Source organism: Pseudoflavonifractor phocaeensis, assembly GCF_038439875.1.
Classification (GTDB): domain Bacteria; phylum Bacillota; class Clostridia; order Oscillospirales; family Oscillospiraceae; genus Vermiculatibacterium.
Window position 1 is genome coordinate 97,818 of the sequence record NZ_JBCDMT010000007.1, and the last position, 15,989, is coordinate 113,806.

Here is a 15,989-nt window from a genome sequence, read left to right on the forward strand (position 1 = left end):
ACAGCCGGTTCTTTCTTTTTGCTCTTCCACTTTGGAAATGGGCTCTCTGCTGGTTTCTGGTATTGGTACACAGGTCCCGGCAGACTGAGATGCAGGTAGTCTGAACTATGTGCTGTACTGCGCGATCTGTCTCTCGGCACAGGCGTTCCTCCTTACATAAGCTGCTTCCTGCTTTCACAGTTTTGCGGCGTATTCCGATCATCGTCGGCTATACCAAGCCATTCCTCCGGCACCTTATTCCAACGCAGCCGGAGCACCTGTTCTGCTGACAGCGGGCTTTCTGAGATAATGACGCGGCCGGTTTCGGCATAAACACTTAAGTCCTTGCGTTCTCCGCACCTAAAAAAGCATTTGATAAAACGGGTCAGTGTTCTGGAGTTAATCTGTTTTCTTGATCTGGAGGAACGTGGGCGCAGGCCGCCGTGGACATCATCCACGAAGGCCAGGGCCCTGTTGCTGGAGTACAAGCTGAGACGGACACCCATGCAGGCAGCCGTCTTGGACGAAAATTCGATCGCATCCGTCCTAAGCACCACCGTAGGCTGCCCCGGGTTACATTGATTGGCCGCAAGTTCCCCATCAATCCTTGCCCCACGGCTGAACTCCTTTTCTTCCGTCAGGGGAACGCTTTTGGGCGAGAGGAGCACCCCACCGTCAAAGGCTTGGACGGAGATCATCTTGCCGTCCCCTATCTCCTTATGGAGCAAATCCACCAGTTTGGCAGAACGGATCAGGCCCCCTGCCTTAGCCGAGTTTGGGGTCACGGTGATTTGTCCATCCGGCTGGAGCTTTAGGTAAAGGGAGCCGCCATACCGATAAACAGCCACCGGCGCGGGCGTATGCCCCTGGACGCCAAGAGCCTGCATGGCGCAGCCGCTTACCCCTAATCCACGTCCAGAGATCCATAATAGTTCAACCAGCCTGCACCTGTATAGCTCCCGCATTCCTGGCCCACAAAAAGTTTACTATTCCATTGATGGGCAGAAAACATGGTCCAAGGCAATTACCAACTCCTCCACCAGCAGCCTGATCTCCTTAAATTTAACTCTCATGGCAGAGCAGACAACCTATTTTTACATCGAGGAGGAACTTCCAAACGGCAGCCTGGCCTATTCAAATCTTTTGGAAGTTCAGGTTGACGCTGACGACACCGTCACCATAAAGCACGGCAACGGCGACTACGACGGGGGATACGCGGGCGGCGGCGGATCGCCGGAGCTACCGTTTGGTTGGGGGGGGGGCGAAGAACTAAGTCCATCGATCAATGATGATCATGCGGTGCCTCCGGATGTGTCGCATGAATCGCTCGAATCCATGGAACAGCAAGATTGTATCTCCATTATCCCACCTGGCCAATCCATCAAAATATTGCCCAGCCCAGTTAAAGAACCGCCGGAGACCGTACCCACGCCGGCAGCTACACCCATGTTGGAAGCGTCCGCAGATCTTCTTCCGATTTCCCCCTCCACTGCCCTCCCGAACATAAAAGCGCCGACGGCGGCACCATCGCCTGTTTGGAAGCCGCAGGATACTGAGGTCATAGTCCCGGAGGCTCTGCCGACCCCGCTTAAAGAAAACACGGCTGCGCCTCCTTCCAACGCCGTTTCGCCAGCCACGGCACCCCCTCATGGCAGCATCAGGCCTCCCGGCAGTCCAGAACTGCGCTCTCGTCCACCTGCCCTTGCTGGTATCCTGGCATTTCTCCTGCTGACGCTGTCCGCAGTCATCACCGGCCTTCGGCACTCCTGACGCAGTCTGGCTCCTGCTGTTTTTGTGCGGTCTACTGGCCGCACTGGCCGTAGGCTGCGCCCTCTTTCTGGCCCTGCTTTATCTGTGCGTGGGCGTCCGCACCGGCCGCAAGTCCCTGGCCCTGGCCTTTGCTTTGCTGTGCCTATGTTATATTGGTACGGTCTCCAGGGTACTCATTCAGACGGCGGGGATACAAACTGAGGCGTGGTATATCATTTGCAGAGTGTGTTATTATGGAGTTTTTGCCGCTCTTATGTCGATTTTTGGCGAAATATGCGGCATCCACCGAACTGTCCAGCGAGCCACCGGCCTAATCGGCATCTCCTTCTGTGTCTGGGCCCTGGTGTTCCAGATATGGGGCGGCACATGGGGAGGCACCGCCCGGCAGCTTTTCTCGCTCTCCATCGGAGGGTACAAAGTCACCGTGGCCGCTTTCCTGATCACAGCCGCCGGCCTCTCCGCCTGGCGGCGGGCACCCCGTTCGCTCCCACTCCTCACGGGCTCCCTTTTCTTTGCCGCCGCCCTGCTGGCCGACCGTCTCCATCCCCAGTATGAACCGGCACTGATCCACTGGCCGGTGGAAACCGGCGCCTTGTTCCAGATTGGAGCCATCGCCGCGGTCCTCATTGCCGACGCCGTCCACGTCTATCAGGAGAATTTGCGGCTGGATTTCCAGAGGCGGGCGATCTTGATTCTGGCCGAGGAGCGTGAGCGCCAGTACAACACCTTGGCGGCGCACCTGGACGCCTTCGCGGAAACACGGCACGAGATACGTGGAACGCTGCTTGCGCTGAAGCGGTTCAGCGAGACAGGTGACCTGGCGGCCATAGGCGACTTGGTGGACCGGTCACTGGGCACCACTCACACCCCCACCTATACGAGTAACCATCTGATCGACTCCATCCTCTCCGTATGCTGCCGCGACGCACAGGAACAGGGGGTTTCCTTCCACTATGAAGCGTTCAGCATACCGGCGGAACTGCCCATCCGTACATTGGACCTGACGACAGTGCTGACCAACCTCCTCCAGAACGCCCTGGACGCCTGCGCCGAGGCTCTACCCGGCACGGAGCGGCGGGTAGACCTGATGCTGCGCTGCAGCGGCCAGGCCTTGGAGATCGACTGCGTCAACACATGCCCCAGGCCCGTAAAGTTCCGGGACGGCCTACCCGTCTCCACAAAGGCTGACCCCGGGCACGGCATCGGCCTACGGCTGATGAAACAGGTGGTGGAGCAGTACGACGGGGTCCTGCACTTTAGCCAAGAACAGGGCATGCTCCGGGTCATTCTCTCACTGAGTCTGCCTGTGGATAGCCTCAATGAGGTCTGATGTACTATTTTTCACAGGGCAGGAAGGTAAAAGAAGGAGCCCTCATCATGAGGGCTCCTTCTTTTATCCTCATTGATTGACAGCATCCTTTAAGGCCTTGCCAGCCTTATAGCCGGGCGTTTTTCCGGCGGGCACAGTCATGATTTCCTTGGTCTGCAGATTAAGGATTCGGCGCTCGGCGCGGGGCCGAAGCTCATAAATACCAAATCCCACGACCTGAACCTTGCCGTCGGCTTTGAGCGTCTCACAAATCGTTTCGTGGTAGGCGTTGACGACGGCCTCGCAATCTTTCTTGGTCAGCCCAAACTTCTCCGCCACAGCGGCGATAAGATCTGTTTTATTTTTGCCGGGTCCCCTTCTTTTTACTTATTGATACAAATATCACCATGGCATTATTGCCGATTCAGCAGAAGAATGCAAGTATGGCAACCTCCCGAGCGGCGACGCAGACGGTGTAAGTCCTCCAGATGGGAGGCAGATTCCTCGTGCCGCTCCTGATATGGGGACCGCGAAAAATAATTTGCGGCACAAATCAGCACCTCAAGCTTCTATAACCAAACGTCGTTTTCTAAATAAAAAGCCCTGCACAACTTTTTTATTAGCTATACAGAGCCTTCTTCTTGTTGAGACAACGCTATCCACGATTTCATCCACGGCTAATTTGTCTTTTTTAATTAATTAGGCTCACATATTCATTTCCTTTCTTAATTGTTACCGATACCAAGCTTGGAACCGTTTATTCTCTAATTGGTAAATAAGCTCTAGACTTTGCAATCATCCCAGGCACATGCTATACTAGACAAAAATCGACGCAAGACAAGGGGGCAGGGCTTTGAAAAAGATTGTGATTCTGGGGCACACGGCCCAGAGGCTTGACTTTTACCAGCAGTCTCTTGCGGAACTTCTGCCGGAGACGGTAAATATCGAGACCAGGCTCTTCTCGGCCCTGGGCTCCGATGACCTGGAGGCTGATGTAGCCGTCCTGACCAGCCCTTTTTTCATTGCCTATACCAAACAGCACCTTCCCCATGTCAGCTCCGTGGTCCTGGCCTACTACACCCTGGAAGAGGAGACCTTTCAACAGATCCAGGCCATGGAGCGGACCGGTCCTCTCTCCATTGTGGGCGACGGAACGCTGGTGGACTCCAACCGGAAGATGATGCTTTTGGAAAAGCTGGGCATCCGGCGCAGCAGCATGACGGTCTGGCATCCCGGCATCGAAAAGCGAAAACTGGCCCAAAACGTGCTTCTGTTTGGCCGGGCTTCCCTTCAGGTCCCCGAGGGGCATAAGGTTCTTTTGATTCCCCACAGTTATTTCAGTGTCTCCACCATTCTGGAGATCTTTTGTGCTCTGGGCATGCCGGAACTGCTGACCCGCCCCGCCTTTCAGGATTACTACCGGCGCATGCGAACCGAACTTTTCTTCAATCCAAGCATCACCGTAGCCAGCTACCACGAGGACGTGCTGGACGAGCTGGCCCAGGAGGGGTTGATGCTTCTCTCCAGCGGAAATATCATCGAATATTGTGACCGCTATGCGGAAAAGGTGGTGGGTATCCCACAGGAAAATCTGATCGGCAAGAACCTTCTGGACATCTTCCCCTCCATGGACGCGTTTTCCGCCAACGGCTTCAAGGGCTTTCAGGAACGGGTCATCACCTACCGGGGGCGGCAGTATATCGTCAGCATCAACGTCATTTCCCACCACCAGGACCAGGTGGGCTACCTGCGCATCTCCAACTACTGGGAACAGGAAAAGCGGCAGAACGATCTGCGCCGCCAGCTTATTCATAAAAAGCACACCGCCAAGTATACCATCGACGACATCGCCGGTATCAGCGAGGCCATTCAGTCCACCAAAAATATAGCGCGCCGCATCGCCCTGTCCGAGGCCAATGTTCTCATCACGGGGGAGACCGGCGTGGGCAAGGAGCTTTTTGCCCAGGCCATCCACAATCTCTCGGGGCGCAAACAGCGGCCCTTCGTGGCGGTAAACTGCGGCGCCATCGCCGAATCCCTGCTGGAGAGCGAGCTTTTCGGCTACGAGGGCGGTGCTTTTACAGGTGCCAGAAAGGAGGGGAAATTGGGTCTTTTCGAGCTGGCCCACACCGGCACCCTCTTTTTGGATGAAATCGGGGATATGCCTCTCCATCTTCAGGTCCGCCTGCTGCGGGCTCTTCAGGAAAAGGAGATCACCCGGGTGGGCGGGGACAGCGTCATCCCGGTAGACGTACGCGTCATTGCCGCCACCAACAAAGATCTGGGCCGCATGATCCAGGAGGGTGCCTTCCGAAGCGACCTCTATTACCGTCTGAACGTCTTGCCCCTCTCTATCCCCCCCCTGCGGGAGCGGAAGGAGGATATCATCTACCTCATCCAATATCTAAAGGATGAAAACAACTATCACTTTACCCTTTCTCCCCAGGCAGTGGAGGCCATCATCTCCTATCCCTTCGAGGGAAATGTACGGGAGCTTGCCAACTGTGTGGAATACCTGGCAAATCTGGGTCTGGAGGAAATTACCCCCAGCTCCCTGCCCGTTTACATTCAGCGCCGCCTCCCCCCGGCGGGAACTGCTGCGGGAACAGCTTCTCCCCTTTCGGCGGAGGGGGATGTGGCCGTCCGGGTGCTCGGCATCATCCGGCACTATAACACGTTGGGCCTGGGGGCGGGGCGGCGCAGCATCCGAACCCAGCTGCAGCAGCAGGGCCGCCCCCTCACAGAGTCGGCGGTCCGAGAGATATTAGAGGATCTGGCGGACCGGGGACTTATTTCCGTATTCAGGGGCCGCCGGGGCATTGAACTGACTCCTTCCGGAAGGGCATACCTGGGATAGCCGGGGTATGAATGACATCCCCACTTGACCACAACTCAAGGAAACACCCATTGCGCTCCTTTGGTACAACGGACATCCCCTCAAAAAGCGGGTCCCATTTATCCCCCATTATTACAATAAACGGGGTAAATGGGGCTCGCTTTTCGTCAACCTGCTGAACAAAGTCAATCCTTTTTTGATATTCTCCACAAAAAAGCACCGTCATTTCTTCGTTTTTTGATTTGGCACCGAATTTGCATTACAAATAAGCGAAACATAACACTTCAGGCCTGAAGATATGTTGCGCGGACAGTTGGAACCCCGGCTCCCACATACGAGAACTAGAGGAGGAATCATTATGGCATCGAATCCCAGCAAGAAGAACCTGCGGTTTGGCGACTGCTTCTTTATGGGCGTGGGTCAGACCATCGGCGCGGGTGTTATCACCATGACCGGCATCGCCATTGCCAAAACCGGCAGCGGCGTCTTCTGGGCCTACATTCTGGCCGCCGTTTGCATTTTTATCTGTAAGTTCCCCTCCCTCATCATGGGCACCACCATCCCCCGTACCAGTGCCTCCTACGCTTACTCCAACCTGTTTTCCCCCAAGTTCGGGGCCTTCTATATCGGCGTTTCAACCATCGCCCGGGTAACAATGGCATTCTTCGGTTTTTCCTTTGCCACCTACTTCTGTTCCCTCATCAACGTAAACCCCACTGTAGTGGGGGTGACCATCATCACCATTGTCTTTGTCATGAACCTGTTCGGCATCAAAAACGCCGCCAAGATGCAGAACATCATGACTACCATCCTGCTGGTCGCGCTCTCCACCTTTGTCATCTTCGGCCTGCCCAAGGTGGACTTCGCCTCCATCACCCGCCCGGAGGTCATGTTCCCCCACGGTGCCAACGGCATCGTGGACGCCATGAGCCTGGTCATCTTCGCCATCAGCGGCGGCTTCACCCTGCTGGAATATGCCGGCAGCATGGATAAGCCCCAGCGCATCCTGCCCAAGGCCATTTTCTGGTCCACCCTGGTGGCCGCCTTCTTTTTTGCCGTGGTGGGCCTGGTGGGCTCCGGCGTCCTGCCCATTTCCGAGGTGGCGGGCAAGCCCCTGACCGTCGCCGCCCACACGGTCTACGACGGAAATCCTCTTTTCTATAATTTCTTCATCATCGGCGGTGCCCTCCTGGCCATCATGACCACCATGAACTCCTGCTTTGTCCTCTATTACAGCGCCGCCATCCAGGCCTGTGTGGACGGCTGGCTCCCCCACGGCCTGGCCAAGAAAAACAAATACGGTGTACCCCACCGCCTTTGCATCCTGTTCTGGCTCATGGGCATCATCCCCATCCTGCTCAACGTGGACGGTCAGACCCTCTCCCGGCTCTCCTCCGGGCTGGTCCTCTTTACCATGATGATCCCCAACCTGACCCCCATCCTGCTCCCCAAGCTCTTTCCCGACCAGTGGAAAGCCTCCCGCTTCTACATGTCCACGCCCAAACTGATGGCCCTGACGATCGTCTCCAACGCCCTGATGCTCTTCTTCATCGTGAAAAACGCCCTGGGCCTGCCCAAAAACGTTCTCATCATCATCCTCATCTGTCTGGCCGTCGTACTGCTCTATATCCTGATCTTCGGAAACAAGATCATTGAGAAAAACAATCTGCGGGAAAAAACGGCGGAGTTCCTCCGGAAGGCCGATGAGGAGACCCGCGCCAACCTGGAGGGCTGACGGCAGTTCCGTCAGAAACACGCTATGAAAAAAATTGCCGTATTGGGCGGAGGAGGTACCGGATGTACCATCGCCGCGGATCTGGGCCGGAGAGGTTTTTCGGTATCTCTTTTTGACTTTCCCGAGTATTTCCACGAAAATCTGACCGACGTGATCCGCCTGGGCGGTATTACCATGCGGGGCCTGGCGGGAGAGGGCTTCGCCTCCCCCCACCTGATCACCGACCATTTGGAGGACGCGGTGGAGGGCGCCGACGTCATCTTCATCGCCATGCTTGCCAGCCGCCATGAACGGATCTCCCGGGCCCTGGCCCCCCTGCTCCAGCCCGGCCAGTGCGTCTGCTTTTCCGCCGGCAACTGCGGCTCCATCCTCCTGCGCAATACCCTGGGGCCGGACCACCCGGCCGTGGTGGGGGAGATGGGGGGCAACGTCTACCCCTGCCGCATGACCGCCCCCGCCACAGTCACCTGTGTCATGGGCTACAAGCCCAAACGGGTGGCCGCCTCCCCGGGACGGGACACACCCCGGCTGCTGGAAGCTCTGGAGGGGATCTATGAGTGTCTGCCCGCCCCCAACCCCATCCAGACCACGCTCAACTCCCCCAATCTCAACAACCATGTAGCCGCCTCCCTGCTCAACGCGGCCAATATCGACCGGAACCCTTCCTTTCGCCTCTACCGGGACGGCTTCTCCCCCCACGTGGTGGCGCTCATCGACGCTTTGGAGCTGGAGAAGAAGGCGGTGATGGAGGCCCTGGGCTACCAGTTCGTCTCTTTCGCCGAGTCCCGGCGGTGCATCCTGGCCTTTGACCAATTTCCTGAGATGGATCCCTTCCGGGACGTCTCAGGCCCGGACAGCCTCACCCACCGCTATATTTCCGAGGACGCCTCCACCGGCCTGTGCCTGCTGTGGTCCCTGGCCCGGCTGCTGGAGCTGTCAACTCCGGTCCTGGACGCCCTGCTCACCCTGGTCTCGGTCCTCAACGGCCGGGACTACACCTCCGGCCGCACGCTGGAAGCCCTGGGGCTGGGCGGATTGGATCCGAAGGCCCTCAATGAACGGCTGCAAAACGGCTGACACGACATAGGAGGAACCAATATGAAATTCAGCATCCACGAGCTGACTACACACTATACCGACACCCTTTCCGCCTACATCAAAGGACTCACCTACGAAGATATTCCCCCCGAGGTCATTGACCGGGCCAAAATGATCGCCATGCAGACCATCGGCGTGGCCATTGCCGCCAACGGTGTGCCCATGTCCGGACGGGCCATTGAATTGGGCAAGCGCTTTAACGGCGGCTCCGGGGGTGAGGCCACCTGCTGGATCGACGGCAGCAAGCTGAGCATGTCCAACGCCGCCTTTGTCAACGGCGCCTTGTCCGACATGCTGGATTGGGAGGACTGCTCCTGGACCGGCCATCCCTCGGCTGGCGTGATCCCCACGGCCTGGGCCGTCAGCGAGGGGCTCCATAAATCCGGCAGGGATTTCCTCACCGCCGTGGTGGCGGGCTATGAGGTCTACCAGAGAGTCGCCATGGCTATCCAGGATCTTGCCGGCCAGGAGAAGGGCAACGGCTGGGGCCTGACCAGCTGGCAGATCTTTGCCGCCATTGTCCCCGCCGCCAAGCTGATGGGGCTGACCGAGGAGCAGGTCAACCAGGCCCTGGGCTTCGGCACCGCTTGCAGCACCACGAACGGGAGCCTTCACCACACCACCATGTCGGACGCCTACCATTACCTCCACGGCTTCCGGGCCAGGGACGGCGTCCAGCTCTGCCAGACCGCCCAGAGCGGCGTAGAGAACTACCAGGACTGCTTCGACGACCCCAAGGTCTACGCCATCCACATGACTCCCGACCCCCGGCCAGAGTGGTACACCAAGGACCTGGGCAGCTGGTATCTGACCATGGAGACCCTGCTCAAGCACTGGCCGGCCAACATGTGGAACCAGACCGCCATGGAACTGGCCTACGACATTACAGGTAAACACCACATCGCCCCCGAGGAGATCCAGGAGATCGTCCTGGACCCCCCCACCCAGCTGCGCATGGGCATCCGCCCCGAGGGGTACACCTCCCTGACCCAGGCCCAGTTCAGCATCCCCTTCTGCATCGCCGCCATGCTCTATGACCGCACGCCGGGGGCCCAGTGGTACTCTCTGGAGAACATGAAGGATCCCAAGGTGCTGGCCCTGGCCCAGAAGGTCAAGAGCGGCCCCAGTCCCCAGCACACTCTGGGCGGCGGCTTCAAGCTCATGCAGGAGGGCACCTACCCCATGAAGCACATGACCATCACCACCAAGGACGGGAAGGTCTATGAGGCCTCCATGGACGTACACCCCGGCCACCCCAAGGCCATGTTCACCTGGGAGGAGATGGCCCAGCGCTTCCGGATGCAGACCACCGGAGTGCTCTCCCCCGAGCAGTGCGAAGAGGCGATCCGGGCCATCATGGGCCTGGAGAGCTGCAAGGATGTGGCCTCCCTCAGCCATCTGCTCCACCGCTGAGGAGGAGTGGCCATGAAGCAGGACTTGACCATCGGCCTCATCTGCCCCGGCGGGGGCATCAAGAACCCGGAGATCGAGATGGCCAAATACGCCCCGGCGGACATCAAGCTGCTCACCCGGCAGATCCCCCTGGCCAAGATCGACCCCCAGGTCCTCAGCGACTTTGGAGACATGGCGGACGACGCCGCGAAGGATTTGGCCGCCCAGGGGGCGGATCTGGTGGTCTTTAACTGCACCTCGGGCAGTTTTATCAGGGGCCTGGGCTACGACTTGGAAATCATCCGGCGGCTGGAAAAGGCCACGGGCCTGCCCGCCATCACTACCACCACCGCGGTGGTGGCCGCCCTCAAATCCGTCGGGGGGACCCACCTGACCATGGTCACCCCCTACCCCGATTCGGTCAACGAGGTGGAGATCCGTTTCTTGGAGGAAAGCGGTTTTCATCTGGTGTCCTCCAAAGGGCTGGGCATCGTCCAGATGAACTTGGTAGCCAAGGTCCCCTTCGACCAGCTCTACGCCCTCGTTCGGGACACCGACCGCCCCCAGTCCAACTGCATTTTCATCAGCTGCGCGGGCCTGCGGGTCCTGGACTACATCCGGGGACTGGAGAGCGACTTTCAAAAGAGCGTTATCACCAGCAACCAGGCCACTCTCTGGATGGCCCTGCGCACCCTGGGCCGGAGCGACCGGCTGATACCGGGCTCCCTCTTCGACCACTGATCACTCCCCTGGCTTTCCAAAAGCGGCCGCGGCTTTTTGAAAAGCCGTGGCCGCGCCGTCTTTCCACAGCGGAGAGCGGCGCGGGAAATTTCCCGAAAAGCAAAGCAGCACAGGAGGTACATATGGAATACCATCTAGATCTGACCGTTTTGACCGCCGGGGACGTAGCAGGCCTGCTCACCTACCCCGAGGTGGTGGACGCAGTGGAGGAGACCTTCCGCCGCTCCGGAAAAGGACTCCTCTTTCACCCAGTCAAAGAGCCCATCTGGCTTGACGATGCCCACACCAATATGATCAAAGCCATGTCCGCCTATCTCAAGGACACGGGCGTCGCCGGGATCAAGTGGGTCAGTATGATGACCCACCAAAAGCCGGGCCTACCCACCTGCGGCGGGAATCTGCTCATCCTCACCGACGGCTCCACCGGCCAGCCTTACGCCCTCATGGAGGCCTCCGCCATCACCGCCATGCGCACCGGCGGCGGCCACGGCGTGGTGGCCGCCAAATACCTGGCCAAATCCGGCGCCGCAACCCTGGCCATCGTGGGCTGCGGGGAGGAGGGCCGCGCTGCGGCCCAAAGCTTCCTGGAGCAGTTCCCCCAGCTGACCGCCCTGCGGCTGTGTGACCGGGACCCACAGGCCATGGCGGAGCTGGCCCGGCTTTACGCAGACCGGGCTGATGTGGTGTGCTGTGCCACGCCTGCCCAGGCCGCTCAGGGAGCCGACATTCTGGTGATGGCCACCACATCCCGCACCCCGCTCATTCACTACGAAGACTTATCCCCGGGCTGTTTGGTCGTAGGCCTCTACACCTTTTTTGACCTGGACGGCGCCTGCGCCGCTCAGGCCGATAAATGGATCTTGGGCTCCTGGAGCCAGGACACCCTCCAGGTCCTTGAAAATCCTGGTCTGAAGCACTATGGCCTCCGAAAAGAGAATGTGGCCGCCGACCTGGGAGAAGTTATCCTGGGGAAAAAACCTGGGCGGGAATCGGAGCGGGAAATCATTGTATACACCCACTTCGGCATGGGGGCCCTGGACGTGGCGGTGGGGGATCTGGCCTACCGCAAGGCCCGGGACGCGGGGATCGGCCATACCCTGCGGCTCCTTTGACCGGGCCGTTGGCAAGCGGGTGATAGAATGAAACGATACGCCATAGTGGGCTTTGGCTGCGCAGGTTACCACGCCGCCAAGGCCATCCGGTCCCTGGACAAGACCGGAGAACTCCACGTCTTCGACCGGCTGAATATGCCCCCCTTCAACCCCATGCTCTCCACCTATTATGCCTCCGACCGTATCTCCCTGGACGGGGTCTTTCCTTTCGGAAATCTCGATTCCCTCTGTTCCCAACTGGACCTCCAGTTCCACGGGGGCCAGACTGTCAGCTCCATCTCCCAAAATACCCTGACCCTGGAGGACGGCAGCTCCTATTCCTTCGACGCCATCTTGGTCTCCACCGGTGCCCGGGCCCTCCTGCCCCCGCTCAAAGGCCTCCCCGATTCCAGGGTCCTTGTGATGCGCACCCTCGGGGACGCCGAGCGGCTCCGGGCCCGTCTTGCGTCCGCCCCTCCCTGCCGGGCCGTGGTAGTGGGAGGGTCCATGGTTGGCATCAAAGTGGCCGAGCTTCTTGCTGCCCGCGGCGTAGAGGTAACCATCGCCGACGGGGCCGATTGGCTCTTCCCCCTGGCCGCCTTCCCCCACGTGGGCCGGGAGCTGGAACGGCGTCTCACCCTGCGGGGTCTCCGCTTCACCTGGGGCGCCATGGTGCGGGAGATCTCCCCCGAGGGCGTGGTTTTGACCTCCGGCGCACTGCTCCCCGCCGATCTCATCTGTCTGTGCATCGGCACCCGCGCCGAAGCAGACACGGTGTCCGGCCCAGGCTGCGGCGTCCAAGTGGGCCGGGGTATCGTAGTTGACGGCAATATGTCGACCTCCTGCCCCGGCATCTACGCCGCCGGAGACTGCTGTGAAGGCACCGAGCTCCAGTCCGGCCAAACCATGCCCATCGGCCTGTGGGCTAACGCCGCCCGCCAGGGCGAGGCCGCCGGCCGGGCCATGGCGGGACACCCCGAACCCTATGCCGGGAACATCATACACAACATTACCCATTTCATGGGCCTGGACTTCGTCGGTTTGGGAGACAGCCGGCGGGAGGGGGAACCGGTGGTCTGGGGCGGGTTATCCGCGGGGCCCTACATCGAGGCCCGGGTCCGGAACGGATCGCTGCAATGCGTCAATCTCCTGGACTGCCGCCGGGCCGCCGGGATCCTCAAGAGCCTGCTCCTGGCCCAGCTGGACCGGCCCGGATGCGGCCTTACCCCGGTCCAGACCGCTGCTCTGCTGGGGTGTGGGATCAGCAGGGAATTTATCCGAAAGATCGGAGGAAACCGCCATGTGTGAAACGGACCAGCGCCTAAAATCCAAAATTCCGGGTCCCGATACGGGCATCGAGATCAAGCATAGCATCTGTGACATCTGTACTCCAGGCGCCCACTGCGGTCTGGATGTGTATGTAAAGGACGGCGCCATCCTCAAGGTGGAGGGCACCGAGGGCTTCCCCGGCAGCGACGGCAAATTGTGTACCAAGGGAGCCTGCAGCCGTCAATATGTCTACCGGGAGGGCCGGATCAAGACCCCTCTGCGCCGGGTGGGGCCGCGAGGGAGCGGTTCCTTCGAGCCTATCAGCTGGGAGGAGGCATACCGGGAAATCGCCGGGACTCTGAACCGTATCAAGAAGGAGGACGGACCGGAGGCCGTAGCCTGGTACACCGGCTACTCCAAATGGTACCGGCCCTGGCTCCACCGTCTTGTCCACTCCTTTGGCAGTGAGAACTACGGCACCGAGAGCTCCAGTTGTTTCAAGGCCACCCAGATGGCCTGGACCACGGTGACCGGGCGCAACTACCGGCCTGATCTGAGAAATGCCAACACCTATCTGGGCTGGGGGAGCAACGTGCTTATCAACTGGCACATCATGGGCAAGGAGTTAAATGCCTTCAAGGCCAGGGGCGGCAAGGTCATCATCATCGACCCCCGCGAGACCCCCACCTCCACCAAGCTGGCGGACATCCACCTCCGCCTCCGCCCCGGCACAGACGGGGCTCTGGCTCTGGGACTCTGCCATCTGGTGATCGAAAACGGGTGGCTGGACCGGGACTATGTGGATCGATATGTCTATGGCTTTGAGGAATTCCGGGCCTACGCCGCCCGCTTCACGCCGGAATACACCCAGGAGGTCACCGGAGTGCCCAAGGAACTGCTGTACGCCGCCGCAAAGCTCTATGCCACCAACGGCCCCGCAGCCGCCTACTCCCCCTCCGCCACTCTCACGCACCACATAAACGGCTACAACAACTTCCGGGCCGTCATCGCCCTTCAGGCCCTATGCGGAAACATTGACCGCAAAGGCGGGATGCTCCCCATCCACACCAGCCTTGTCTACACCGACTGCGGTTTTGATACCAAGGAACACAGCTTCGTCACCGACACCGCGCCCCAGCACTGCAAAGAGCGGATCGGAGACGCCCGCTTCCCCGTCTGGGCCGCCCTCTCCGACGAGTTTCAGGCCATGGACCTGACCCGCCAGATTGAAGAGGGAACCCCCTACCCCATCAAGGCCCTGGTGGGCTTCGGCATGAACCACCGGATGTTCCCACAGCCCAAGCGGTTGCTTTCGGCTCTGGACAAGCTGGAGCTGGTGGTCTGTGTGGATCTGGTGATGACGGACATGGGCGCCTATGCCGACATCCTTCTGCCCGCCTGCTCCTCCTTGGAGCGCAGTGAGCTCAAGGGCTATCCCGGAGGTCTCCTCACCTGCACCGAGCCGGCGATCTCCCCCCTGTACAGTTCCAAACCCGATCCTCAGATTATCTGTGAGCTGGCCTCGTACCTGGATCTGAACGATCCTCTTTTAAAAAGCGGATACGAAAACACCATGCGCTACCTCATCTCTGATCTCTCGGTCACCCTGGAGGAGCTGAAGGCCGCGCCCCTGCCCATCCGGGTAAAAGAGTTCAAGCCGTACCGGCCCGGAACCTATCTGGAGCGGGGCTTCGAGACCCGCTCGGGCAAGCTGGAGCTTTTCTCGCTGCTTATCGACGCGCTCCACCGCCCCGGCTTAGATCCCCTGCCCACCTACACCGACAGCTTCGACAGCTCGGACCCGGTCCGGTTTCCCCTCACCCTAATCACCGGCGCCCGGCTCCCCAACGCCATTCATTCCCGCCTCCATGACGTGCCCTGGGTCCGTTCCCTCCGGCCGGAGCCCGCCGCCGACCTGAATCCCGGCGACGCCGCCGGACTGGGCCTCCAGGAGGGGGACGGAATCTGCCTGTCCACCTCCGCGGGTTCGGTCCACGTCAAGGCCCATCTTACCGAGGCGGTGTCCCCCGGGGAAGTCTACCTCTACCACGGCTACCGGGAGGCGGACGCCAACGAGCTCATCCCAGCGGATCACCTGGACCCCTATTCCGGGTTCCCCGGATTCCGGCAGACACGGTGCGCCGTGACCAAAGAGGAAAGGACGGAGAGGAGACAATGATTATCGACCTGGATATGGAAAAATGTGTCTCCTGCGGGGCCTGTGCCGTGGCCTGTATGGATCAGAACGACACCGATCCCCTGAATGGAGACGTTCCCTTCCGCTCAGTGTATACCCTGGAGGAGCAGGTGGGGGAGCGGATACGATACACGAATCTCTCCATGGCCTGCATGCACTGTGCCGACGCCCCCTGTGTTGCCGGCTGCCCTACCGCCTCACTTCGGAAGGACCCGGAAAGCGGTCTTACCCTTTATGATCCGATCAACTGCATCGGCTGCCACTCCTGTGCCATGGCCTGCCCCTTCGGCATCCCGTCTTTTAACGCTAGGGACAAGCTCACCAAATGCGACGGCTGTATCCAGCGTGTCCGCGCCGGACTCACTCCCGCCTGCGTTCGGGTCTGCCCCTTCGGCGCCCTATCGGTTTACGCCACGCAGGAGGAATACCTGTCCGCCAAACGCAAGCACTCCCTTCAAACAATATGCAGGTCACTGACTGAGCGGTGAAGCTGTCCCTTTCAGAAAACTTCTTGAAAACAATAAGACCCGCAATAATGGATGAGGTCATTCTCCTCGACGTCATAACCCGGA

At 59.7% G+C, this 15,989-nt stretch carries 12 protein-coding genes and 1 pseudogene; 11 read left to right on the top strand and 2 right to left on the bottom strand.

Going from position 1 to position 15,989, the window contains the following annotated elements; genetic code table 11:
* Positions 1–152: 152 nt before the first annotated feature.
* The gene (locus tag AAEU42_RS13605; protein WP_342234117.1) at positions 153–866 is read right to left on the bottom strand and encodes a hypothetical protein; all 714 of its coding nucleotides are present in this window, start codon (positions 864–866) and stop codon (positions 153–155) included.
* Here AAEU42_RS13605 and AAEU42_RS13610 point away from each other — a divergent pair.
* Together AAEU42_RS13610 and AAEU42_RS13615 are read left to right on the top strand one after the other, a co-directional pair.
* Complete coding sequence (locus AAEU42_RS13610; protein ID WP_342234118.1) at positions 865–1,749, top strand: hypothetical protein; 885 nt, start codon at positions 865–867, stop codon at positions 1,747–1,749. The two genes, AAEU42_RS13605 and AAEU42_RS13610, sit on opposite strands and share 2 nt — an antisense overlap.
* Before the next feature lie 253 nt (positions 1,750–2,002).
* The gene (locus AAEU42_RS13615) at positions 2,003–3,079 is read left to right on the top strand and encodes a sensor histidine kinase (RefSeq protein ID WP_342234119.1); all 1,077 of its coding nucleotides are present in this window, start codon (positions 2,003–2,005) and stop codon (positions 3,077–3,079) included.
* A gap of 69 nt (positions 3,080–3,148) precedes the next feature.
* Here the strand turns inward: AAEU42_RS13615 and AAEU42_RS13620 are convergent.
* A pseudogene (locus AAEU42_RS13620) lies at positions 3,149–3,421 on the bottom strand (HU family DNA-binding protein); the annotation flags it as partial.
* Between the two features lie 490 nt (positions 3,422–3,911).
* Between AAEU42_RS13620 and AAEU42_RS13625 the strand changes: the two are divergent.
* The 9 genes from AAEU42_RS13625 (at position 3,912) to AAEU42_RS13665 (ending at position 15,905) form a co-directional block, all read left to right on the top strand.
* Complete coding sequence (locus tag AAEU42_RS13625) at positions 3,912–5,915, top strand: sigma-54 interaction domain-containing protein (protein WP_342234120.1); 2,004 nt, start codon at positions 3,912–3,914, stop codon at positions 5,913–5,915.
* A gap of 337 nt (positions 5,916–6,252) precedes the next feature.
* Entirely contained in the window at positions 6,253–7,629 is a 1,377-nt protein-coding gene (locus AAEU42_RS13630) for an APC family permease (protein WP_342234121.1), read from the top strand.
* Positions 7,630–7,671: 42 nt separating this feature from the next.
* Positions 7,672–8,706 (top strand): NAD/NADP octopine/nopaline dehydrogenase family protein, encoded by a 1,035-nt coding sequence (locus AAEU42_RS13635; protein ID WP_342234122.1) that lies wholly within the window; start codon positions 7,672–7,674, stop codon positions 8,704–8,706.
* Positions 8,707–8,727: 21 nt separating this feature from the next.
* Entirely contained in the window at positions 8,728–10,140 is a 1,413-nt protein-coding gene (locus AAEU42_RS13640) for an MmgE/PrpD family protein (protein WP_342234123.1), read from the top strand.
* Between the two features lie 12 nt (positions 10,141–10,152).
* Positions 10,153–10,860, top strand: coding sequence for a maleate cis-trans isomerase family protein (locus AAEU42_RS13645; protein ID WP_342234124.1), 708 nt, complete (start codon positions 10,153–10,155; stop codon positions 10,858–10,860).
* A 122-nt stretch (positions 10,861–10,982) separates the two neighbouring features.
* The gene (locus AAEU42_RS13650; RefSeq protein ID WP_342234125.1) at positions 10,983–11,972 is read left to right on the top strand and encodes an ornithine cyclodeaminase family protein; all 990 of its coding nucleotides are present in this window, start codon (positions 10,983–10,985) and stop codon (positions 11,970–11,972) included.
* Positions 11,973–11,999: 27 nt separating this feature from the next.
* The gene (locus tag AAEU42_RS13655) at positions 12,000–13,259 is read left to right on the top strand and encodes an NAD(P)/FAD-dependent oxidoreductase (RefSeq protein ID WP_342234126.1); all 1,260 of its coding nucleotides are present in this window, start codon (positions 12,000–12,002) and stop codon (positions 13,257–13,259) included.
* Entirely contained in the window at positions 13,252–15,399 is a 2,148-nt protein-coding gene (locus tag AAEU42_RS13660) for a molybdopterin-containing oxidoreductase family protein (protein WP_342234127.1), read from the top strand. Before AAEU42_RS13655 ends, AAEU42_RS13660 begins: the two co-directional genes overlap by 8 nt.
* Entirely contained in the window at positions 15,396–15,905 is a 510-nt protein-coding gene (locus tag AAEU42_RS13665; protein WP_342234128.1) for a 4Fe-4S dicluster domain-containing protein, read from the top strand. The genes AAEU42_RS13660 and AAEU42_RS13665 overlap by 4 nt, the downstream gene beginning before the upstream one ends.
* Positions 15,906–15,989 lie beyond the last annotated feature (84 nt).